Source organism: Candidatus Neomarinimicrobiota bacterium (genome assembly GCA_041154365.1).
Lineage (GTDB): Bacteria > Fidelibacterota > Fidelibacteria > Fidelibacterales > Fidelibacteraceae > Fidelibacter > Fidelibacter multiformis.
The window spans coordinates 455,967-478,849 of record AP035449.1 but is presented as its reverse complement, the minus strand read 5'-3'; the positions used below and the strand labels follow the sequence as shown (position 1 = coordinate 478,849).

Below are 22,883 nucleotides of genomic sequence, written 5' to 3'. Positions count from 1 at the left end.
GTTTTGAGTTTTGAGTTTTGAGTTTTGAGTTTTGAGTTTTGAGTTTTGAGTGTTGAGTCTTGAGTGTTGAGTCTTGAGTCTTGAGTCTTAATAACGTCGTCATCCATCACCCCGGCAACAACCTCATCGTACTCACCGGTTCTCATCTACTTTTTCTCTTTTTTCGTTGTTTTCTTTTCTTTTTTCTTCGGTGTTTCCTTTTTCTGCTCTTTACCTACCCCATCATCCTGTTTCTCAGTCTCTCCCTCACTTTTTCTCTTTGTCTCCCCATCACTCTTTTTCTCAGTCTCCCCCTCACTTTTTTTCTCAGTCTTCCCCTCACCTTTGGGCCAGAATTCTTTCACCAGTTCGGTTCGGAATCCGGTCTCATCGTGTGTAAAGCATTCTGCGAGGGTTTTCCAGCCGTTATCCAGGGCTTCTTCCAGGGGGACATTCACTTTCAGGTTCATCATGCGGTCTTCAAAGAGTTTTCCGTATTTCAGAAGTTTTCTATCCCAATCCGTCATCCGAAACCCCATGGAGCGCTTTTCTTCTGTCTCCTGATACTGGGCATAGAGCTGAATCATGCCATCCATGATAGCCCGGTGATCTTTCCGGGTTTTGTCATTCACCTGTTGTTTCAGTCGGCTCAGGGATCCAAACGGTTCAATCCGGCCGTTTCGCAGGTAAAACTGTCCTTCCGTGATATACCCGGTATTATCGGGAACAGGATGGGTCACATCATCGCCGGGCATGGTGGTCACCGCCAAAACGGTAATGGAGCCGGCATCGTCAAAATCCACAGCTTTTTCATACCGTGCTGCAAGCTGGCTGTACAAATCACCGGGATAGCCACGGTTTGAGGGGACCTGCTCCATGGTGATGGCAATTTCTTTCAGGGCATCGGCGTAATTGGTCATATCCGTCAATAACACCAGGACATCCTTTCCATCCAGGGCGAAGCGTTCCGCCACGGCCAGGGAAAGATCCGGTACCATGAGTCCTTCCACCACCGGATCCGATGCGGTATGGACAAAAAAGACGGACCGGTTCAGGGCGCCGCCCTTTTCCAGTTCATCCCGGAAATACATATATTCATCAAATTTGAGTCCGATACCCCCCAGAATGATCATATCCACTTCTGCCTGGAGGGCGATCCGTGCCAGGAGTTCATTATACGGTTCCCCGGAAACGGAAAAAATGGGGAGTTTCTGGGATACGACCAAAGAATTGAAGACATCAATCATGGGAATATTCGTCCGGATCATGCGGTCCGGAATAATCCGTTTCGCCGGATTGACGGAGGGACCGGCAATTTCAATCATATTTTCCGTCAACGCCGGGCCTTTGTCCCGGGGTTGACCGCTTCCGTCAAAAATCCGTCCCAACATATTTTCTGAATAGGCAACCTGCATGGGGTGTCCCAGAAAGCGGACCTCGTCTTCAGTGGAAACCCCTTTGCTGCCGGCAAAGACCTGGAGGGATACAATATCCTGATCGATTTTAATCACCTGTGCCAGTGTTTTACCCCGGGATGTTGTGACTTCCGCCAATTCTTCGTAGGAAACACCTTCCGCGCGGACCGTGATCACATTTCCAATGACACTGAGTATTCTATTGTAAACTTTTTTCATGCTTTACATCTCCTCCTACGCTGCGGTCTTTTCCGCCCGTGCCTTTTTCAGATGTTTGTCAATTTCTTTTTCCTGAGTTTTGAATGCGTCCTTATCCATGGGGGTATAGTTCCAGTCCACAATCAATTGCCGGAGAACATTAAAGAATTTCCGGGCTTCATCTTTATTGTTGAACTCGTAGGAATCCAACAGAATATCATGAATTTTCTGAAAGACATATTCCTGGCGCTCTGCAGAGCAGGCAGCATCCACCGGGTCAAATCCATCCTGCTGAAGGTAGACTGAATCCAGGAGTTCCCCTTTCAGGTAGACAACAAAATCATCCAGAGATGTTCCTTCTTCGCCCACAACCATCATCATCTGGTGGACCTCACTGCCACGGCGGAGGACATCATGGGCTTCTTCCACTTTTTCCCGGGGGATGATTCCCTTGTATTTGCTCCAACTTTCCAGGGGATCAATGGCAGGATAGCGCCGGGCATCGGAACGGGCCCTGGAGAGTCCGTGAAAAGCCCCCACCACTTTCAAGGTAGCCTGGGTTACCGGTTCTTCAAAATTTCCGCCGGCAGGACTCACCGTACCGCCGATGGTCATACTCCCATAGGATCCATCCAGCAGTTCCACAAAGCCGGCCCGTTCATAAAATTCGGCAATCCGTGATTCCAGATAGGCCGGGAAGGCTTCTTCGCCGGGAATTTCTTCCAGCCGGCCCGAAACTTCCCGCATCGCCTGGGCCCAGCGGGATGTGGAATCCGCCAGCAAAAGGACATCCAGTCCCATTTGACGGTAATATTCACCAATCGTGGCGGCTGTATACACCGAAGCTTCCCGGGCCGCAACAGGCATGGAACTGGTGTTACAGATAATAATAGTCCGCTCCATCAGAGTCTTACCGGTCCTTGGATCCTCCAGCTTGGGAAATTCCCGGAGAGTTTCCACCACCTCGCCGGCCCGTTCACCACAGGCAGCAATAATCACAATATCCACATCCGCATAGCGGCTTGTCAACTGCTGCAAAACCGTTTTACCGGCACCAAAAGGACCCGGAATACAATAAGTACCGCCTTTGTTTACGGGAAAAAAGGTATCTACGATCCGCACGCGGGTCGACATGGGTTCTTTGGGGACAATTTTCTGGTTGTAGGCATCAATGGGAATTTTCACAGGCCATTCAAATATCATGGTGACCGGATGTTTTTCTCCCCGGCTGTCCTTCAGGACCGCAATTTCGTCGGTTACTTTATAATCACCTTTATCGGCGATGGATTCAACGGTGTATTCATCATAAAAGTTAAAGGGGACCATGATTTTGTGGTCGAAAATTCCTTCAGGAACAGTTCCAAGGGCCATTCCCCGGTACAGGACATCCCCCTTTTTCACAGCCGGTGTAAAAGTCCAAGTTTCATTCAAGTCGATGGCATCCAGCACCACTCCCCGGGGAAGAAAAAATCCATGGGCAGCCGCCAGATCATTGAGGGGATTCTGAAGGCCGTCATAAACGCGGCTGAGAACACCGGGCCCCAGCTGGACCGATAACATTTCACGGGTAAACTCAACAGGATCTCCGATCCTGATGCCCTTAGTCAGTTCATATACCTGCATGTAGGCCAGATCTCCGTTGATTTTTATCACTTCCGATTTCAACCGTTCTTCACCCAGCACAACATATCCCACCTCATTCTGGACAATACTTCCTTTGAAGCGGACGGTAATCATATTTCCGTTGATGGATGTGATCGTACCCTTGACCATGTCACTCATGTAAGACTCCTTATCACATTCTCCTGCCATCAGCAGGAAGAAAAAAATCAATTATTTGCATCATTCTCATTCGTATCCGTTTTTGTTTCACCGGGCTCATTTTCACCGGACAGTGTTTCGGATACCACCGATTCAAATGTTTCCATTCCCTTTTCCTTATCGAAGGACATCAGGCGTTCCAGAAGCTGAATTTTCAAAGCGGTAATCACCAAAAAATCCACATCGGAATAGTGGCCGAATTCCAGTTCATCCAGATAAGCCCATCGTTCCAGGATGAGTTTCTTTTCAATTTCCAGGGGATTGCCCTCTTTCACCAGATTCTGGGAAAAACCCTGCAGGCGATATTCATGATCTTCCTTCCGGGCTTTTCGATAGCCGGCCAGTTCACGGCGGAGTTTTTTTTCAAAATCGGCATACTGAAGGGAGGTTTTGGACCCGTAAGGGGGTTTTTCATAGTGCCGGATACTGGCAGATGCCACTTTGAGGTAATCCCGGGGACTGAGCCATTTCCGGGCTTCATCGAGAAACCACCGAAGGCTTGGCGGTGAATCCATATCCGGTTTTAACAAAGGCAGCTGGGCAGCCAGATAATAATACTTATCCATTATTTCCCTGATGTCTCTTTTTCAGATTTCTCCTGCAGAAGATCCGCCAGTTTAGGGCTCAGGAAAAAACCGAGGGCTTCCATCAGGGCTTCATCTGTAAAATCATAGGTCAAATCACTCTCTTTCAGTCCGAAACGAAATCCGTGGGACATTCTTTTATCCAGTTTAATTTCCACCCCTTTTTTGGCATCGGCTTTCAATTCATTCATCACGAGGGATGTCAGTTTATCGGCATCCACTTTCCCGGCCAACACACGGACTTCTTTCCCTTTGGCCCAGGTTTCCACCAGTTTCACGATTAAATCCCCAAGGAATTTTTCATCCAGGTTTAGATCAATTTTTTGTTTCAGCAGCCGGTCAAAAAGGCGCCGGATCTCTTTTTTCAGGGAGAGAAGGGTATCCCGGGCCGCCTGTTGGATGGATGCTTCAGCATTTGCTTTTGTCTTTTCAGCATCTTTTTTGGCCTCTTCCCGGATTTTTTCTGCTTCTTTTTCCGCATTTTTCAGGATTTTTTCCGATTCTTTCCGGGCATTTTCCAGGATTTCCGCCGCTTTTTTTTCTGCAGCCCCAACCCCTTCGTCTTTAATCTTTTTTATAAGGTTTTCCAGTTTAACTTCCATTATTGCTCCTTCGCTGCCGAATTGCACCGGTTACATTAAAATCCCGGTTTGTCAGTATCGGGCATTTGGTTTATGTCAGTTCTTTTAGTCACCATAGAAATTTAAGATTTTCAGGTCTCGAATCCTAAGCCGGACTCCCATTTTTTTCATCATCTTCGGGGATTTTTTCTTCATCAGTCATGGCACACAGGCCGCTATACCGGGCCCCGTCTTCGATAATCAAGCGGGTGGCCTTAAGGGTTCCTTCCAGGCGGGAATCAGAGCCCAGGGTTACTTTTCCCGTGGCGTGTACTCCATTCAGGACTGTCCCGCTGATGAAAATGTCTTTCGCACGGATGGAGCCGTTCACCACGCTGCCGGCTGTCACACTTACGGTTTCACCGGCCGTTACATTCCCTTCAACCTTTCCGGCAATCATGATACTGCCTTTAATAAAGACATCCCCTTTGATTTCCGTATCATCGCCGATGATTGTATACGTTGGCTTTTCTTTCATAGTTCCCCGTTTCCCGTTGCGTATTCCGGAATGTATTTTTCCGGATCCATTGCCTCGCCGTTTTTCCAGATTTCAAAATGAAGATGAGGACCTGAGCTGTATCCGCTGTTTCCTGACAGGGCGATTCGCTGTCCCCTTTCCACTGACTGCCGGTTAACAACCAGGTTTCTGCTGTTATGACCATATATTGTCAGATAATCCGAACCGTGGTGGATAATGATGGTATTTCCCAATCCCAGGGTCCATCCCGAAAATACAACCCATCCCGAGGCAGCTGCCAAAACAGGTGTCCCCACGCGACAGGCAATATCTATTCCTTTATGGGAATCGGTAAACAGCTCCGGCACTGAGGAATCGAACCGTTGTGTGACGAGTCCCGTCAGGGGCGCTGTTGTAGGAATGTTATCCAGCACGATGACATTTCTCTGCATGGGCGGGGCGGCAGGAAAATCCAATGAATCCGAAGCAGACACGCTGTCCATCGAAGCCATCATATCCACTCCCAGCAGGCGACGGACATACTGGTGCATTTCCTGCATTTTTCGGAAATCTTCCACCAGTTGGATATACCGCGCCCTGTCCCCCGCCAGTTCGGTGACCTCCCGGTGAAGGTTTTCATACCGGGTTGCACGGGGGATAAGAAACACATAGGAAACAATAATAAGTATGATAAGAAAAATACCGAGGGATATAAGAAAGGTCAGAACCCGGGCGTTCAGTTCGAACATTTTCTGCGGCCCGTGATCTGAGGGGATCAGACAGATGGTATATTTTTTTTTGTTTCCCATACCTCTCAATACTGAATGGTATCGAATAATTCCATCAAGCGTTCAAGGTCTTCCGGAGAATAGTAATCGATTTCCAGTTTTCCACCCCGGGCTGAGGGTCTGATCCGGACACGGGTCCCCAGGGTTTGTTGCAGGAGGGATTCAATTTTCCGATGGTAGGGATTTTTAGGACGTGTTTTGGATTCTTTCTGAGGCCGGTGACCCCTTTCGGAAATCTTCCGGACCCATTCTTCCACACTCCTTACACTGAGTCCTTCCTGAACAATTTTCTGATACAGGGTGATTTGTTGTTTGGAGGATTGCAGTCCCAGCAACGCCCGTGCGTGTCCTGTTGTGATTTTCCGGTCCCGAAGTCCGTTTAAAACTTCTTCAGGTAATTTCAACAGGCGGATGCTGTTGGTAATGGTTGTTCTGTTTTTCCCAACTTTCGTGGCCACGGCTTCCTGTGAAATCCCATATTTTTCAATCAGCAGGGAATATCCAAGGGCTTCATCCACCGGATTCAGGTCCTCCCGCTGAATGTTTTCGATGAGGGCCAGTTCCATCATCTCTTCATCGGAAGCCACATCAATCACATAGGCAGGAATGGTATGGAGCCCGACAATCCGAGCCGCCCGAACCCGCCGTTCTCCGGCAATCAGTTCATATCCTTCGCCTTTTTTCCGGACCGTGACCGGTTGGATCACACCCTTTTCACGGATGGAATTCACCAGCTCGTCCATCACCGTTTCATCAAAGAGTTTCCGCGGCTGGAAAGGGTTCATGCTGATGAGGGAGAGCTTGATTTCATTCAGGTTCTCCCGGGCATCCTCCGTTTCAAAATTGGGGATCATGGCGCTGAGTCCGCGCCCTAGGGCTTTATGTTTTCTGTTTGTCATTCCGGATAAATTCCTTTGCAAGGTCCATGTAATTCCTGGCTCCCGTAGAATGAATATCAAAGGTGATGATCGGTTCTCCGTAACTGGGCGCCTCTCCCAGGCGGACATTCCGGTTGATCACGGTTTTATAGACCTTGTCTCCAAAATATTGTTCCACTTCGCTTTTCACCATGTGACTCAGATTAAGACGGGAGTCGTACATGGTTAAAAGAATACCTTCAATGTCCAGCTTCCGGTTCAGACTTTTCTGAATCAGCCGGATAGTATTTAAAAGCTGTGTAAGTCCTTCCAGGGCAAAATATTCACACTGAATGGGAATCAGGACCGAATCGGAGGCGGTAAAACTATTGACCGTCAGGACATTGGTTGAAGGGGGACAATCGATAAAAATATAGTCATAGAGGGAAACCACGGGACGGATCGCCTCTTTCAGGCGGGTTTCCCGTGCCAGCATATTGACCATCTCCACTTCAGCACCCACCAGCCTGGGATTGGCCGGCATGATATCCAGATAAGGCAGGTCTGTATTGACAATGGCACTTTTTGCCGGTTCATTCCCAATAATGACCTCGTAGGTTGTGTATTTTGCATGGGTTACATCGACACCGAGTCCGGAAGTTGCATTGGACTGTGGATCGATATCTATGAGGAGGACTTTATTTTCCATGACGGCAATGGAAGCGGCCAGGTTGATGGCCGTCGTCGTCTTTCCCACACCCCCTTTTTGATTGGCTATTGAAACAACTTTACCCATAATTCATCCTGTTTTTCCAGCGTCAGAATTTAATCTCCGGGATGATTTTAAACAATGATTGTTTTGGGAGTTGAGAGTGGAGAGTGGAGAGTATTGAGTACAAGTTTTGAGTTAAGAGTTTGGTTAAGTGCGTTAGATACGTTTTTTGGGCTATACTTATAACACAACTTAGCAAATAAACCCAAAACATCATTAACCCACAAAAACAAACTCTCAACTCAAAACTCAGACTCACCACTCATCACTCATCACTCTCAACTCCCGTTCCATCTTTTTTCTTGTCAACAAACAATAATCAGAATAAATTCACCTGCTTTTTGAGATATGCCCAGGTGGTGAAACTGGCAGACACGCTAGGTTCAGGGTCTAGTGAGATTACTCTCGTGCGAGTTCGAATCTCGCCCTGGGCACATATCCACAAGATGACGGATTATATTTATAAAAGAGTGTTTTACTTATTTTATACTCATTTTATCCCATAAAAAAACAGGTGCCGGGAATCCCGGCACCTGATCTATCGTATGTCCGGAGTTCTCTCCGGACGGGGGGTGATATCTTTATTACCGCAGCAGGATCATTTTTTCAAAGGCAGAAAATTCACCGGCTGTCAGTTTATAGATATACATACCGGAACTGACGGAACGTCCTCTTGCATTTGTAGCATCCCACTTGAAATCATAGCGGCCGGCTTCCAGTTCGCCGGTATACACGGTTTTCACATGATTTCCAAGGATGTCATAGATAACCAGAGAGACATTCACGGCTTTGGGCAGGTCGAAGGAAAGGGTGGTTACCGGGTTGAAGGGGTTGGGATAGTTTTGTCTGAGGGCGAAGTCTTCGGGGATCTGATTTCCTTCAACAGAGGTAATATGGAAACTGACCTGTTCGGATTTTTCCGATTCATTGGCTGAATAATCCGTGGCACTTACCGCATAAAGATAGGTGTTTCCGGGGATCATGTCTGAATCGGTGTATTCAAGATCAATGGTATGATCCAGCAATTCCATGGCACCGCCATTCACACTGCGGTAGACGGAGTAATATTGAATGGGTTCCATTTCCACCGGAGCCCACCAGATCTGAACGTTTCCATCCAGTTCAGCAACACCAAGACCGGTTGGTACCGCCGGCGGCAGATTATCATGGGCCATGCCCATTGCCGGATGAGAAGGCCAGGCATCCCAGTCATTCACAGCCACCACCACAAAATGTGTGGCAACATCATTATGCAGGACCGGCACCACGGCGTGGTATGTATCCATTTCGGGCAAGGCCATAAAGACATTTCCCGGAAAATTCAGCCAGCCTTTGAAATCAGGGCTAGCCGGATCCTGTTCCGAAAAGAGCACAACAAATCCCTGTATGCCCTGCCATACCAGGCTTTCATTAATTCTCCAGGACAGAATGACTTTACCGCCATGATCTTCGGGGACATCTTCCACGGTAACAATCTGCGGCCCATAGACTTCATAAAGAGAGATCATAGTAATATGATAGTCATTTTCGGGATCCGGAACACTCCACTCGTAATTTCTGTCATAGAAGTCCCAGTGTTCAGCATGAACATAGTATTCACCGGTCATGAGATCGATGGAATAATTTCCATTCTCACCGGAATAGGTATGACCGATATAATCCTGGCTTTCCCAATAGATGAATGCATCCTGAATACCGGTACCTTCCGGATCCGCCACCTGAGCCGAGACATTTTCTGTCAAAGTCGCCGGGCTTAAGGGAACCACAATGGTTGTATCCCGATTCAGAAAGAACACAGGTTTTGTGGCCATAAATCCATTGGCTCCGACCTTCAGATGCAGTTCACCCTGAGGAACCCAGAGATCAAAATATCCGTCTTCACCGGTCCACTGGTGATGGTCACCGTATTCATCATAATGCCATACGATGGCTTCACTGACCGGGTTTACACCATCTGTGACCTGTCCCTGAACCCATACATAACCGGTATCTGAATGGGACGACAGATAGATCTCATAATTTTCTATCGGACCTTCAACCCAGACATTTCCATACCAGGTATCAAATCCTGCTGCATTTACAGTAATGTAGTATGAATCGTAAGGTTTTAGTCCATCAAAATAGAAGTATCCGCCACCATCCGTCACGGTGCTGGAATAGTACTCATAGCTTTCAATATCCACAACGGCACCACCGACAGGATTTCTATACTCATCATAGACATTCCCCTGAAAGTGGACTGATTCCTGTGGAGATTTAAGAGCCATATGATATTCTACCATACCGCCCTCAGGTACAAACAGGGAATCCACATGGGCCGGCATATACCATTCGTAAGGATAGTAGGCTTCAATGATATAGGTCATGCCCCCGATCAGGTCGAACGAGTAATTTCCAAATTCATCGGTATAGGTCCAGTAATCGTACGCATAATCAGGTGTATAGACATTCACTTCCGCATCATAGAGAGGAGCTCCGCTATCGAAATCGGTCACCACACCGAAAAGCGAGGCATCCGGTTCCACAATCAGAAAATCAATGCCGGTAGCACCGGACATGACTTCCGAATAATAGTCAGGAACCGTTACGGGATCTTCGTAATCATTGCGGGATACCCACACACCATATCCATAAGACATGCCACCCCAGTCATCAACATACACACAATCCAGTTCGGAGGTGACAGGAACGGCATAATTGCCGAATTCATCCACTGGTGCAATGGAATATCCCATGGGCCACTTATCTGCAATCACAGACAAATCTGTTAATGCATATTTGGTTGGGACATTAAAAGAGACCGTCCCACTGATCGCATCCTCCGGATACACATTGTACAGCTGGATATTCAGGGTGACGTTTGCATCCATGACATCGGCATAATACTGACCCCAATAGGGAATGAGGTATTGGCCGGCCAGGTCTTCTTCAAAAAATTCAATTTCCCACCAGCCGGACATCACCGGAATTTCATAGTAACCGGTCCCATCGGTCGTGGCCATCACTTCATACATGCCGTTCCAGGCCAGCAGGCGCACATTGGATACCGGAAGTCCCATGGTTGATGTGACCACACCGGAGATGGTATAAGCACCTTCGGTAAGAGTAAAATCGGCGCTCGGAGTCCCGGGAATGAAAACAGTTTGATACATGGGATCGGCATACATCCCTCCCGGAACCTGCCAGATATTCAGGGCAAAAACCGTCCAGGGCCCGGAATACATACTCTCTGCTTCTTTGGGAATGTACAGTGCATAATTTCCATTTTGATCTGTCAGGGTCATGTACACAACCCCCGGTTCACCTTCAGATTTCGCATACAGAGTGTCATCCATGGTCCCTGGAAATGCAACCATCAGGATATTCTGAACCGGGCTCGTTCCATCAGATACATTTCCCCAGACATAAGAGGTAGATCCAAGAGGTTCTTCAACATAGGCCACGGCCAGATCATACAATTCCGTATCCATATCCATGGCGACAACATAGAAAGTGGTATTCTGAAGGGACATAAGTGGGCCATCATCTGCAAAATCCGTAGGGACTTTCACTTCCCAGATACCATCACCGGGAGGTGTCATATCCATTTCATCCCCGTCTTCAATCATGAAGACAAATTCTTCGCCACCCATTTCCAGGTGGGCAAAGGCATTGAGATCCGAGAAAGAAAACACATTGTCCCCATCATCCACAAACAGCATCAGACCTAATGGGCGGTTAGTGGTGACGGTCAGTGTAATACTGTCACCGACAAAATACGTGGTAGTATCCGCGCCATTAATTTGTATTGAGAAATCAATTGTGGATTTCTGCATGGACATTCCGGAAAAGCGATGCAATGCCACATTTTCCTTCCACACATTCCGATCTCTCAACTGTTTTGGACTGTGGGGTTTGTTTGCGGTTTCAAGACGGTTCTGGTCCATCTTCATGAGTGGTGAATCGGGCCGCAAACTTTGTACGGCTTTTTGAGCCCGTACCTGCATTTCCTGCTCCGTCATACCGGCAAAAGTTATTCCAACCAATATGAGGAGACTCATCAAAACAACAGCACATTTTTTCATCATGTACCCCCTACCTTGTTCGTTATGGTTTGTAATTATAATAGAGGTATTTTTACCTTAATGCAAGACTGATTATAAAAATGTGATACACATCATAAACCCCTTTGTAAAGGGATTCCTCTTTAGTCTGCCAGATATTTTTTCGCCATAATCTCTCCTTCAGTGATATTCACCCGGGAGAGAAAATAGGCACCGCCAATAAAGAGAATCAAGATAGATAAAATGCCCATTCTCTGGCTGCCTGAGATATATCCGATAGTTCCCATGAGAAAGGGACCAACCACAGCGGCAAATTTCCCCAGCATATTGAAAAAGCCAAAGAATTCCGCAGACTTTTTCCTGGGGATGATTCGTGTATACAGACTCCGGCTCAGGGCCTGAATCCCGCCCTGAAAGAGTCCGATGCAGATGGCCAGGGCCAGAAAATGCCAGGATTGGTTCATAAAGTAACCGAGGATAGTAATCAGACAGTAAGCGCAGATCGCCACCATGATGGAGGGTTTTACACCGATTTTCCGTGCAAACCAGCTATAGCCAAGGGATCCGAAAAAAGCGACAAACTGGGTAATAAGGAGCGCAGAAATCAGGATACTGCTGTCAAAACCCAAAGAATCCCCATAACTCACAGCCATCCGGATAATGGTATCCACTCCGTCGATATAAAGCCAGTAGGCAAAGAGAAAGAGTCCCACCACCTTCAGATGCCGGATATGACTGAAAGTATCCATCAACTGTCGCCATCCCATCACAAAGGCCTTATGAAGGGGGACGGCATCCACCAGCCGGGGTTCTTTCACAAAGAGAAAGATGGGGATGGAAAAAACAGCCCACCACACAGCCACACTGAGAAAAGAGAGTTTGATAGCAGTCGCCCCGTCGGGGATACCAAATAAACCGGGTTTAAGAAACATCAACACATTGACGGCGAAAAGGATCCCGCCGCCGATATACCCCATGGCAAAGCCCAGGCTGCTGACAAAATCCACCTTTTTCTCCGTGGCAACTCCCGGGAGGAGGGAATCATAGAAAATATTTCCTCCTGAGAATCCCACTGTACCCAGGACATACAGCAGAGCGGCAAATTTCCACATCCCCTGGGCCACAAACCAAAGTCCGCCCGTCATTAAAACACCCAAAAAAGCAAAGAGGAAGAGAAACTTCTTTTTGGCGGTCCCCCGGTCTGCCACAGCACCCAGAAAAGGAGCCAGAAGGGCCACAACGATGGACGCAACAGAGTTCGCCCAGCCCAGATACATAACACTTCGTGTCGGATTGGAAGGATCGGCCCAGTACTGATTGAAGAAAAGCGGAAAAAAACCGGCCATCACCGTGGTGGCAAAAGCGCTGTTGGCCCAGTCGTACAAAGCCCATGAAGCGATCGAGCGTTTTTCGTTCATCTCAGAAATCCCCTGTGTTAAATTTTTTCGAATATACAACAGACAAAATCAAGTCACAAAATTAAAGTCCGCCGGCAAGCCAATTTCACGGAGAATGGATAGAAAGAATATATTGCATGTCGCTTTAAATCCTTTTATACTTTATTTAAATTTTGAAAACGGGGCTCCTATTATCGCGTGTTCCGATACTTGACACTCACCCTAAGCAAAGGTCCGTTGATTCAATCCTGTTATCATGAATGGGAAACATCTATAGACCCATGAAAAAATATGCACCATAACCGGTAGATCAACCAACAGGAGGAAAGAATGGAAAAAAATGAGGTACAGGAACGGGTAAAGAAAGTCGTTGCCAACGTCCTGAAAATGGATCCGGAAGAAGTCTTTGAAGATGCCAATTTCATCTTTGATCTGGGAGCGGATTCCATGCAGAGTCTGGAACTAGTGGCTGCTTTTGAAGAAGAATTCGACATTGAGATGGATGAAGACAAAGCACTATCAGTCCAGACAGTTGCAGACGCTGTGGAATTTATTTCATCATACGTATCATAACCGACGGATTAATCAAACGGGGGAACCCTCATGAAAAAGGATTTCAAGGCAAATCTGGATAAAATATTTTATCCGGATTCTGTTGCAGTTGTAGGTACAAATAAAGTTGTGGGCACGGTACTCCACGACATCCTCAGAAACATATTGGATGCAGATTTCAATGGTGTCGTATATCCTGTCAGTCCGCGTGAGCGTTTTGTTGCCGGAATCAAGGCGTACAAATATGTGACGGATATTCCGGATCCGGTGGATCTGGCCATCATTGTTTTTCCATCTTCCGTGATTCACCTGGCTTTGGAGCAGTGTGGACAAAAGGGTATCAAAGCTGTCATCATTATATCGGCCGGTTTTAAAGAAGTCGGCGGAGAAGGCATTGAAAGGGAAAAGCGGGTCAAGGCCATTGCGGATAAATACGGGATGTCCATCATCGGTCCCAATTGCCTGGGTGTGATCAATACAGATGCCCGTTCCAAAATCAATGCTTCGTTTGCCCGCCGCATGCCGGAAGAAGGCACCATCGGGTTTTTGTCCCAGAGTGGTGCTCTTTGTACCGCCGTTTTGGATTACGCCTATGCAAAACACATTGGATTTTCAAAATTCATCAGTTTCGGAAACAAGGCAGATGTGACGGAAATTGATCTCCTGTATTATTTGAAGGATGACCCCAAAACAAAGGTCATCCTCATGTATCTTGAAGAAGTCAAAGACGGTCCCGGACTGATGAAAGCAGCCCGTGAAGTGATAAAGGCAGGAAAGCCGGTGTTGATTCTGAAATCAGGCCGGACATCCGAGGGGGCCAGTGCCGCCGCTTCACATACCGGGTCCATGGCCGGAAGCGATGAAGTGTGTGATGCCGCCTTCCGACAGGCCGGCATTATCCGCTGCCAGGATATTGAGGAAATGTTCAATATGGCCATCGCCTTTGCCTATCAGCCCATCCCCAAATCCAAACGGGTCGCTATTATCACCAACGCCGGAGGTCCGGGAGTACTTACGACGGATGCTGCCATACACGACGGCCTGGAACTGGCAAAATTCTCTGATGAAACCACGGCCATCCTGAAAAAGAATCTGCCTGCAACAGCAAACATCAAAAATCCCGTAGATGTCATCGGGGACGCCCGGGCAGACCGTTACAGTGTGGCTTTGTCCGCCGCTTTCAAGGATCCGGCGGTGGATGGTGTTTTTGTGATTCTCACACCTCAATCCATGACGGAAATTGATCTTATCGCCCGTGAAATCGCCAAAGTGGCTCACCATTACAACAAACCGGTCTATTCCTCCTTTATGGGAGAGGCTGATGTTGCCCAGGGGATCGATGTACTCCAACGGAACAAAATCCCCCATTATACTCTTCCCGAATCCATGTGCCGGGCTTTTGCCACCGTCTATCGTTTCAGCCAGGAGCGGAAAGAAGTATCCAAACCGGCACCGGTGTTTAAAGATGTGGACGATGCCCGGGTGGAAGAGATCCTTCAGGAGGTGAAAAACGCGGGGAAACATTATCTGACGGAAGATCTTTCCGATGAGCTGCTGAAGGCATACGGCCTTCCGGTTGTTGAATCGGTGCTTGCCTCCACTGAAGATGAAGCCGTTCAAAAGGCTGAAAAAATGGGATTTCCCGTGGTTATGAAAGTCGTCTCTGATGAGATTGTTCACAAATCGGAAGCCGGCGGTGTGATACTGAATATCCGGTCTGGCCAGGAGGTAAAAGAGGCTTTTAAAACAATCCTTAAAAATGCGAAAGCCTATGATACCCATGCCAAAGTGAAGGGGGTCCTCATCGAGCAAATGATTCCTGAAGGGGAAGAAGTGATCCTCGGACTTAACCGGGACAACAGTTTTGGACCGGTGCTTATGTTTGGACTGGGCGGTATCTATGTGGAAGTCTTTAAGGATGTGAGCTTCCGGGTGGCTCCGCTTCAAACCACCGATGTGGAACATATGATTGAAGAAACCCGATCCGCCAGCATACTTCATGGTGTGCGGGGACATGCACCACGGGATCTGGATAAAATTGTGGAGTGCATTCTAAGGCTTTCGCAACTGGCTGTGAATCACCCTCATATTCAGGAACTGGATATCAATCCCCTCATCGTCCGGGATAAAGGCAAAGGGGTTTTTGTAGCCGATGCCAGAATAATGATAAAATATGAATAAACGAAAGGATGGTATGCGATGCGTATCTTGATCTACAATGATTATGATCATCTGAGTCAGTGGGTGGCTCATTATGTTGCCCGGAAAATCAACCAGGCAGAAAAGAAGGGAGACAAACCTTTTGTCCTGGGGCTTCCAACCGGTTCTTCGCCCATTGGGACTTACCAGGAACTGGTAAAGCTTTATCAAGCAGGAAAAGTCTCCTTTAAAAATGTGATCACTTTCAATATGGATGAATATGTCGGTATTCCGGAAGATCATCCCCAGAGCTATCACTTTTTCATGTGGGATAACCTGTTCAAGCATATCGATATCCCCAAAGAAAATGTGAACATCCTGAATGGAAATGCCACAGATCTGGAAAAAGAGTGCTGTGATTATGAGCAAAGAATCAAAGATGCCGGCGGAATTGATCTATTCCTGGGAGGAATCGGTCCGGACGGTCACATCGCCTTCAACGAGCCGGGGTCTTCACTCTCCTCCAAAACACGCATCAAAACCCTAACCTATGATACCATTGTGGCCAATTCACGCTTTTTTGACAATGACGTGAACAAAGTCCCCAAAATGGCCCTGACAGTCGGTGTAGGAACAGTGATGGCAGCTCATGAAGTGTTGATTATTGTAAACGGTTATAAAAAAGCCCGGGCGCTTCAAAAAGTGGTGGAAGAAGGGGTAAATCACATGTGGACCGTATCCATGCTTCAAATGCACCGCCATGGCATCATTTGCTGCGACGAGGAAGCCTCCATGGAATTGAAAGTGGGAACGGTGAAATATTTCAAGGATATTGAATACGACGCCCTTCACAATTTACCGAAAGTATAAATACAGGTGACACGATGCTGTATCGTAAACTCAAATCACCGGAAATCGATTGCCTGACCCGTCAGGGATGCTCTGCCGAATCCTGGGAAACGGTCCTGGTTCATGAACGCTTTACCCCTGAACGAATCCACAATATCCGTTTTCAGGGGAAGGTAAATCTTGGAATTTACACGGAGGATCTGAACCTTCCGGACCGGGGGAGTCATCCTGCAGGTCTTTGGAACAGTACCCTGAAAGATTGCACCATTGGGGATAATGCCCTGATTACCAATGTTCAGAATCTGTACCGGTATGAGATTTCACATCATGCAGTTGTGGATACGGTGCAATCTCTGGCAGTAACCGGTGAGACCCGTTTTGGAAACGGGACAGAAATTGAAGTACTCAATGAAGGTGGAGGCCGGGAGCTGCTTATCTACGACAAGCTCTCTGCACAAATTGCCTATATGCTGGTCCATTTCCGTCATCATGATGCTTTGATGAAAAAACTGCAATCTCTGATCCTGGAGTATTGTAAGGGAAAAACCTGTACAACCGGTTATGTGGGACCTTATGCCCAGGTCCGGAACTGCCAGGTATTACGGAACATGGAAATTGGCGAAGGAGCTGAAGTCCAGGGAACACTCATTCTGGAAGACGGATCCCTGGCGGGATGCCGGGAAGATCCTGTTAAAATTGGTTCAGGTGTTACAGCCAAACACTTCATTGTCCAATCCGGATCCCATATTCAGGATGGAGTCTTACTGGATAAATGTTTTGTCGGGCAGGGTGTTCGTCTTGGCAAGCAATACTCCGCGGAAGGATCCGCTTTTTTTGCCAATTGTGAGGGATTCCACGGGGAAGCCGTAAGTGTTTTTGGCGGACCGTATACGGTGACCCATCACAAATCGACACTTATGATCGCCGGTATGTTTTCCTTTTACAATGCAGGAAGCGGAACAAACCAAAGCAACCACATGTACAAACTGGGCCCTTTACACCAGGGAATCCTGGAACGGGGAGCCAAAACCGGTTCACTTTCCTATATGCTCTGGCCCTGCAGTGTGGGTGCTTTCAGTGTGGTTACTGGAAAACACACTGGAAATTTCGATGCGGCGGATTTTCCTTTCTCATATATCACCGCCGAAGAGGGAAAAAGTCAGCTTACTCCAGCCATGAATCTCTTTACTGTGGGGACCCGGCGGGACAGTGAAAAATGGCCGGCCCGTGACCGCCGTAAAGATCCCCGGACTTTCGACCAGATCCACTTTGATCTCTTCAATCCCCGAAGTATCGGTAAGGTGCTGAACGCCATATCCATCCTCCAGGACCTGAACGAGAAAAGCCGGAAAGAGCAGGAATTCGTCTCTTACAAAGGACTGGTCATTAAGCGGCTGCTACTGAGAACAGGTATCAAATACTACAAGATCGCCGTGGCCATTTACCTGGGAGACATCCTGATAAAGCTTTTAAACCAGGTAAAAGCCGGGAAAACACTCAGGGATCTTTTGACTGAAATATCAGAGGATACGGGTGATAGACCGGAAAAATGGTATGATCTGGCAGGTATGTTGGTTTCGGAAACAAGCCTGAATGCCTGTATTGATGCGATGTGCCACGATACGACTGATTCAGTTGAATCACTGCTGGCCATCCTTCAGGATACGGCTGCCGGCTATGAAAACGACAATCTAAAATGGTGGGCACAGGTTATCAAAGAAACCTACGGCAAGCAGGCGGCAGATCTGAGCCGGGATCAACTGGAACAAATTCTGGAAGACTGGAAAAAGAATGTTCTGAAGCTGAACAATATGATTCTGAAAGATGCTGAAAAAGAATTTGATCCAACAAGCCGCATTGGATACGGATTGGATGGAGATGAATCCATTCAGCAGAAAGACTTTGAATCGGTCCGTGGAACGTATGACGGAAATAAATTCGTAAAAGCTCTCCGTAGTGAAAATGATGGAGTGGAAAAACGTTTTCAGGAGATGATAAAAGTCCTTTAATAAACCTGAAAAAAGGCAACGCATAAAAAAAGGCAGAGAAACTCTGCCTTTTTTATTTTAATGGAAATAATAATCAGAAATATTCATTCCGGTAGTCGTGAATCTCTGCCTCTTCTTTGAGTTTCGAGAGAAAGGCTTCAATCACCACTGTTTCTTTGTCTCTCCGGAGCCGCTGGCGGATAGATTCCTGCTGGGCTCTAAACCCTTTATCATCAAAGGCACTTTTCTTCATGACCTGGATGAGGGTATATCCCCGGGATGTCTTAACGGGACCAACAATTTCATTCAAATCAGCCATGCGGACCAGATCATTGAATACAGGGTTATTTCTGAACTGAGCCGGTGGGTTTTTCAGTGTAATAGCTTCTTCACTGCCAAAATCCGTCAGGGGATTTTCATCTTTTAACTCATAGAGATTTTTCTCTGTTTTGGCCAGTTCCAGGGCAATTTGTCGGCTGAGTTCATCCTTCTTTTCCTGCCGGAGTTGCCGTTCCAGCGTAGGCTTGAGGTCGCTGAAGGATTGATATGATTCGGGTTTTTCCTCAATAATCTGGGCAACAATAATTTTATCCTGGGTTTCAAAAGGCTGTTCCGTAATGGCTCCGGCTTTATTCCGGAAAGCCCACCGGGTCAGGTTTGGGACAAATCCGAGTCCCGGATAATAATAGTTATCTTCCGTCACACCCATCTGTGTTGTATCTGCTTCAAGCTTATAATAGTTTAAAGCTTTTTCAAAACCCTGATCTTCCGCATCAAAGGTAAAAATCCGTGCTTCGGAAGCAAGATTATCCAGGGTATTGGGACCCACATCCACTTTCAGCAGGATATGGGAAACCTTCACCTGGGGTTCACAATTTTCCACTTTCCGATCATCAACCCGGATCAAATGGAAGCCAAAACGAGTTTCAACAGGTCCAATCACCTTGTTTAGAGGAGCATTAAAAGCAGCATCTTCAAAGGGTTTGACCATTTCACCTTTTTGTATGTATCCCAGGCTACCCCCTTCTGAGGCAGAGGGGTCCTGGGAAAAAATTCTGGCCAGATCTTCAAAAGACTCGCCTTCTTCAAGGCGGAGCAAGATCTCGTCAATCTCTTTCCGGACAAGGAGGGTATCTTCCGAAGAGGGAATTTTCGACCAGCTGACATACTGAAGAATTTTTGTCTCCGGGATTTTATAATCTTCTCTGTTCTGATTATATAAGTCCCGTATTTCCTCGTCACTGAGTTGAATGGTATCGTTGGGAATTTTACTTGAAGTAACCGTCAGAAATTCTATATCAAAATGAACCGTCTCATCTGCGTAGGCCTGGCGGACCTCTTCGTCGGTGACAATGACAGTGGAAGCCAGATGTTCATTCAGCTTTTCATAAGGGAGTATCCTCCGGATCTCTTCTTCGATGGGAACCCAGTTAATCCCATAGGGGTTCGAAGGATCTCTGAGAATATTCAGGTATTTCTGATGATCAAAAAGGCTGTCTGTTTGAAAAATTTCTGCCTGCCGGATATATTCCGGAGGATTGTTTTCCAGATAAAAATAAACCTCTTCGTCCGTAGCTTCGAGTCCCAGTTTTTCAATTTCCTGCTGAATCAGAATTTCCTGGACCATATTTTCATAGACCTGATCCTGAAGGCGGACCCGGGTCATGGCATCCAGTTCCTGTCCTGTTTGATCTCGGTAGTAAGACATCTGTTGGTTCAGGGCGGACATGTATTGTTCCAGGGTAATTTCAGTCCCGTTTACTTCCGCAATGACATTTTTTTGGCTGCGGGGGCCATTCACGCCCATACCCCAGCTAAAAAAAATCGTCGCCAGAAATGCGACAATCACGATCCCGAGGATGATAGACATTTTATCCCGCATTTGATTCATGACACCCATATAGTCGGTCTCCTGATAATTTATTTTACAAAGCTGGTTAATTTAAAGAAAGGTATAGCGTTTAGCAATTAATTATGGTAATCCGTTTAAACCTTGAGAGGTTGAGACGACAGTCGGTAGTCATTAGTCGACAGTCGACAGTCGGCAGTGGACAGTCATCAGTCAACAGTTGGCAGTCGTTAGTTGATTGATTCGATTGAATAGATTGATTGGATTGGGGGATTGGTACTTCGCTGCGCTTAGCATTCAATTGCCTTCAGTGATTAAAAATTCAAACGGCATTATGTGCCGTTCAATTGCTTCACTACGTTCAGCATTCAAGCACTGCTTCGCAGTGTTCAAAAAAGAAGTCACCTGTTGAAATCCGCATATCTGGGATTGAAGATCGAACGAAGTGAGATCCTTGAACGCTGCGCAGCAGCGTTTAATAATTCAAGCGGCACTTCGTGCCGTTCAATAGCTTCGCTTCGCTCAGCATTCCAGCACTGCTTCGCAGTGTTCAAAAAAGAAGTCCAGTCACCTATTGAAATCTGCAAAGCCGGGATTGAAGATCGAACGCAGTGAGATCCTTGAACGCTGCGCAGCAGCGTTTAATAATTCAAGCGGCACTTCGTGCCGTTCAATAGCTTCGCTTCGCTCAGCATTCCAGCACTGCTTCGCAGTGTTCAAAAAAGAAGTCCAGTCACCTATTGAAATCTGCAAAGCCGGGATTGAAGATCGAACGCAGTGAGATCCTTGAACGCTGCGCAGCAGCGTTTAATAATTCAAGCGGCACTTCGTGCCGTTCAATAGCTTCGCTTCGCTCAGCATTCCAGCACTGCTTCGCAGTGTTCAAAAAAGAAGTCCAGTCACCTATTGAAATCTGCAAAGCCGGGATTGAAGATCGAACGAAGTGAGATCCTTGAACGCTGCGCAGCAGCGTTTGAAAGCCGCGTAGCGGCTATTGAACACCGAACGCAGTGAAGTGCTTGAATTCCTTGTCACGCGTTACGGGTTACGCGTTACTTTTTCAGTGGACAGTCGGCAGTCATCAGTCGACAGTTGACCATTGACCATCCCTGGCCCCTGAGCCCCTAAACACCTGAACCCATGAACCCTTGAACCCCTGAACTCTTGAACCCTTGAACCCCTGAACTCTTGAACTCTTGAACCCCTGAACCCTTGAACCAACTACCAGGAGCGCAGCGACGCCAACTTCAGACAGGCCACGGCCTGTCCCTACTTCCAGCTTCCAACTTCTTATAAATGATTGGAATCTTTTTCCCTAACTGAAACCCGGTTATAAGAGAGATGGAATATATGATTTCGATTAGGTAGCGCCCCCCACCCCGGGGGTAAAATACGCCAAAAGGCGACACAATGCAAGTTAATATTATTAATCGTATATATTAATTGCTGAATAACTTATTGGACTTCAATCGAAAGTCATTTAACTCAATCACTGCCTACCAGTGGATATATTAAGACAATAACCCTTTCGTCAACTCCCGAAAAGTACATCGTATCAATACCCCTCACTCCATCTCACTTTCCGGCCCCCGTACCCTCTTGCACTCTTGCCCTCACACCTTTGGTCTATCCCTTCCTCTGTTTAATAACATCAAAAGCACATTTGGTTAAAAGTTATATAAATCCAGATAATTTTAATCCTACTATATAAGAATATCTCTATGCTTATGGGTCCCCGGGGATAAAATAACCCCAAACCTGATCAAATGCAAGATTATATTATATTTAATATATTAGTCATTCATGACGTAGGTAAGGTAGATCTGTTCTATCAGAAGTAGTACCTCGATAAGCTCCCCCGTCAGCGGCCTGTTCTATGACAAAACTCGTCCTTCGCTCTTCGTGCTTCTTTCTGTGGGCGATACTGGATTCGAACCAGTGACCTTCCCGACATGTGTGTCGGGACGCTCTAACCATACTTAGATAAATATGATAAAATTCGCTGAGGATTTTTCATTTTCTTAAGTTTGTATTCCATTTGAACTGCTTGAGATCTATTTTCAAATGGTATTGTCTTGATTAAAATCCAAGGACCTCTATTCTTTGTCGATAAAACCATATTATTTTGATGACGCCAGAGCCGCTTATTTATATTATTTGTCTGCCCAATATATAATTTGCCCGTTTTTTCACTTTTTAAAATGTATACAGTATACATCTCATAGTAAATTTTTCGAACCAGTGACCTTCCCGACATGTGTGTCGGGACGCTCTAACCAACTGCGATTCTTTACATCTTCTCGTGGGCGATACTGGATTCGAACCAGTGACCTTCCCGACATGTGTGTCGGGACGCTCTAACCAACTGCGATTTTTAAGATCTTCTTGTGGGCGATACTGGATTCGAACCAGCGACCTTCCCGACATGTGTGTCGGGACGCTCTAACCAACTGCGATTCTTTACATCTTCTCGTGGGCGATACTGGATTCGAACCAGTGACCTCTGGTATGTGAGACCAGCGCTCTAACCAACTGAGCCAATCGCCCTCACCGGGGGAAAATTTACATATCCCCT

The 22,883-nt window shown here is 46.9% G+C and carries 15 protein-coding genes, 2 tRNA genes and 1 pseudogene; 5 read left to right on the top strand and 13 right to left on the bottom strand.

Translation table 11 applies throughout. The features are described 5' to 3' along the window. Positions 1 to 326: 326 nt before the first annotated feature. From strainIA91_RS02025 to strainIA91_RS01990, 8 genes and pseudogenes are all read right to left on the bottom strand, one after another. A pseudogene (locus tag strainIA91_RS02025) lies at positions 327 to 1,613 on the bottom strand (V-type ATP synthase subunit B); the annotation flags it as partial. 15 nt (positions 1,614 to 1,628) lie between these two features. Further along, positions 1,629 to 3,365: a V-type ATP synthase subunit A gene (locus tag strainIA91_RS02020; RefSeq protein ID WP_400168226.1), complete on the bottom strand. Its 1,737-nt coding sequence runs from the start codon at positions 3,363 to 3,365 to the stop codon at positions 1,629 to 1,631. Between the two features lie 56 nt (positions 3,366 to 3,421). Next, entirely contained in the window at positions 3,422 to 3,979 is a 558-nt protein-coding gene (locus strainIA91_RS02015; protein ID WP_400167430.1) for a DUF2764 family protein, read from the bottom strand. Continuing rightward, positions 3,979 to 4,599 (bottom strand): V-type ATP synthase subunit E family protein, encoded by a 621-nt coding sequence (locus tag strainIA91_RS02010; RefSeq protein ID WP_400167429.1) that lies wholly within the window; start codon positions 4,597 to 4,599, stop codon positions 3,979 to 3,981. The genes strainIA91_RS02015 and strainIA91_RS02010 overlap by 1 nt, the downstream gene beginning before the upstream one ends. Positions 4,600 to 4,723: 124 nt before the next feature. Next, positions 4,724 to 5,095: a polymer-forming cytoskeletal protein gene (locus strainIA91_RS02005; protein ID WP_400167428.1), complete on the bottom strand. Its 372-nt coding sequence runs from the start codon at positions 5,093 to 5,095 to the stop codon at positions 4,724 to 4,726. Then, a complete protein-coding gene (locus strainIA91_RS02000) occupies positions 5,092 to 5,883 on the bottom strand; it encodes a M23 family metallopeptidase (protein WP_400167427.1) in 792 nt (263 codons plus the stop codon). Before strainIA91_RS02000 ends, strainIA91_RS02005 begins: the two co-directional genes overlap by 4 nt. Before the next feature lie 5 nt (positions 5,884 to 5,888). Then, on the bottom strand, positions 5,889 to 6,761 hold the full coding sequence (locus tag strainIA91_RS01995) for a ParB/RepB/Spo0J family partition protein (protein WP_400167426.1): 873 nt from the start codon (positions 6,759 to 6,761) through the stop codon (positions 5,889 to 5,891). Continuing rightward, the gene (locus strainIA91_RS01990; RefSeq protein ID WP_400167425.1) at positions 6,742 to 7,515 is read right to left on the bottom strand and encodes a ParA family protein; all 774 of its coding nucleotides are present in this window, start codon (positions 7,513 to 7,515) and stop codon (positions 6,742 to 6,744) included. Before strainIA91_RS01990 ends, strainIA91_RS01995 begins: the two co-directional genes overlap by 20 nt. A 326-nt stretch (positions 7,516 to 7,841) precedes the next feature. Between strainIA91_RS01990 and strainIA91_RS01985 the strand changes: the two genes are divergently transcribed. Continuing rightward, a tRNA-Leu gene (locus strainIA91_RS01985) sits at positions 7,842 to 7,925 on the top strand. Positions 7,926 to 8,075: 150 nt separating this feature from the next. Here the strand turns inward: strainIA91_RS01985 and strainIA91_RS01980 are convergent. Next, the gene (locus tag strainIA91_RS01980; RefSeq protein ID WP_400167424.1) at positions 8,076 to 11,558 is read right to left on the bottom strand and encodes a carboxypeptidase regulatory-like domain-containing protein; all 3,483 of its coding nucleotides are present in this window, start codon (positions 11,556 to 11,558) and stop codon (positions 8,076 to 8,078) included. 119 nt (positions 11,559 to 11,677) lie between these two features. Further along, the gene (locus tag strainIA91_RS01975; RefSeq protein ID WP_400167423.1) at positions 11,678 to 12,952 is read right to left on the bottom strand and encodes an MFS transporter; all 1,275 of its coding nucleotides are present in this window, start codon (positions 12,950 to 12,952) and stop codon (positions 11,678 to 11,680) included. A 309-nt stretch (positions 12,953 to 13,261) separates the two neighbouring features. Here strainIA91_RS01975 and acpP point away from each other — a divergent pair, with 309 nt between their 5' ends. Genes acpP through strainIA91_RS01955 form a run of 4 tightly spaced genes read left to right on the top strand, consistent with a single transcriptional unit; the run spans position 13,262 to position 18,480 of the window. Then, positions 13,262 to 13,504 (top strand): acyl carrier protein, encoded by a 243-nt coding sequence (acpP, locus tag strainIA91_RS01970; protein ID WP_400167422.1) that lies wholly within the window; start codon positions 13,262 to 13,264, stop codon positions 13,502 to 13,504. A gap of 30 nt (positions 13,505 to 13,534) precedes the next feature. Beyond that, positions 13,535 to 15,664 carry an acetate--CoA ligase family protein gene (locus strainIA91_RS01965; protein WP_400167421.1) on the top strand — a complete coding sequence of 710 codons (2,130 nt, stop codon included), beginning with the start codon at positions 13,535 to 13,537 and terminating at the stop codon, positions 15,662 to 15,664. Between the two features lie 18 nt (positions 15,665 to 15,682). After that, positions 15,683 to 16,492 carry a glucosamine-6-phosphate deaminase gene (nagB, locus tag strainIA91_RS01960; protein ID WP_400167420.1) on the top strand — a complete coding sequence of 270 codons (810 nt, stop codon included), beginning with the start codon at positions 15,683 to 15,685 and terminating at the stop codon, positions 16,490 to 16,492. A gap of 14 nt (positions 16,493 to 16,506) precedes the next feature. After that, positions 16,507 to 18,480 (top strand): DUF4954 family protein, encoded by a 1,974-nt coding sequence (locus strainIA91_RS01955; protein ID WP_400167419.1) that lies wholly within the window; start codon positions 16,507 to 16,509, stop codon positions 18,478 to 18,480. Positions 18,481 to 18,553: 73 nt separating this feature from the next. Here the strand turns inward: strainIA91_RS01955 and strainIA91_RS01950 are convergent, their stop codons facing one another. From strainIA91_RS01950 to strainIA91_RS01940, 3 genes are all read right to left on the bottom strand, one after another. After that, complete coding sequence (locus tag strainIA91_RS01950; protein WP_400167418.1) at positions 18,554 to 20,359, bottom strand: peptidylprolyl isomerase; 1,806 nt, start codon at positions 20,357 to 20,359, stop codon at positions 18,554 to 18,556. Positions 20,360 to 22,277: 1,918 nt separating this feature from the next. Next, the gene (locus tag strainIA91_RS01945) at positions 22,278 to 22,526 is read right to left on the bottom strand and encodes a GIY-YIG nuclease family protein (protein ID WP_400167417.1); all 249 of its coding nucleotides are present in this window, start codon (positions 22,524 to 22,526) and stop codon (positions 22,278 to 22,280) included. Between the two features lie 255 nt (positions 22,527 to 22,781). After that, a tRNA-Val gene (locus strainIA91_RS01940) sits at positions 22,782 to 22,855 on the bottom strand. Positions 22,856 to 22,883: the final 28 nt, after the last annotated feature.

Excerpts from the sequence above, each read along its gene's own strand:
- strainIA91_RS02020 (WP_400168226.1), bottom strand. The coding sequence starts at position 3,365 with ATGGTCAAGGGTACGATCACATCCATCAACGGAAATATGATTACCGTC.
- strainIA91_RS02015 (WP_400167430.1), bottom strand. The coding sequence starts at position 3,979 with ATGGATAAGTATTATTATCTGGCTGCCCAGCTGCCTTTGTTAAAACCG.
- strainIA91_RS02010 (WP_400167429.1), bottom strand. The coding sequence starts at position 4,599 with ATGGAAGTTAAACTGGAAAACCTTATAAAAAAGATTAAAGACGAAGGG.
- strainIA91_RS02005 (WP_400167428.1), bottom strand. The coding sequence starts at position 5,095 with ATGAAAGAAAAGCCAACGTATACAATCATCGGCGATGATACGGAAATC.
- strainIA91_RS02000 (WP_400167427.1), bottom strand. The coding sequence starts at position 5,883 with ATGGGAAACAAAAAAAAATATACCATCTGTCTGATCCCCTCAGATCAC.
- strainIA91_RS01995 (WP_400167426.1), bottom strand. The coding sequence starts at position 6,761 with ATGACAAACAGAAAACATAAAGCCCTAGGGCGCGGACTCAGCGCCATG.
- strainIA91_RS01990 (WP_400167425.1), bottom strand. The coding sequence starts at position 7,515 with ATGGGTAAAGTTGTTTCAATAGCCAATCAAAAAGGGGGTGTGGGAAAG.
- strainIA91_RS01980 (WP_400167424.1), bottom strand. The coding sequence starts at position 11,558 with ATGATGAAAAAATGTGCTGTTGTTTTGATGAGTCTCCTCATATTGGTT.
- strainIA91_RS01975 (WP_400167423.1), bottom strand. The coding sequence starts at position 12,952 with ATGAACGAAAAACGCTCGATCGCTTCATGGGCTTTGTACGACTGGGCC.
- acpP (WP_400167422.1), top strand. The coding sequence starts at position 13,262 with ATGGAAAAAAATGAGGTACAGGAACGGGTAAAGAAAGTCGTTGCCAAC.
- strainIA91_RS01965 (WP_400167421.1), top strand. The coding sequence starts at position 13,535 with ATGAAAAAGGATTTCAAGGCAAATCTGGATAAAATATTTTATCCGGAT.
- nagB (WP_400167420.1), top strand. The coding sequence starts at position 15,683 with ATGCGTATCTTGATCTACAATGATTATGATCATCTGAGTCAGTGGGTG.
- strainIA91_RS01955 (WP_400167419.1), top strand. The coding sequence starts at position 16,507 with ATGCTGTATCGTAAACTCAAATCACCGGAAATCGATTGCCTGACCCGT.
- strainIA91_RS01950 (WP_400167418.1), bottom strand. The coding sequence starts at position 20,359 with ATGGGTGTCATGAATCAAATGCGGGATAAAATGTCTATCATCCTCGGG.
- strainIA91_RS01945 (WP_400167417.1), bottom strand. The coding sequence starts at position 22,526 with ATGTATACTGTATACATTTTAAAAAGTGAAAAAACGGGCAAATTATAT.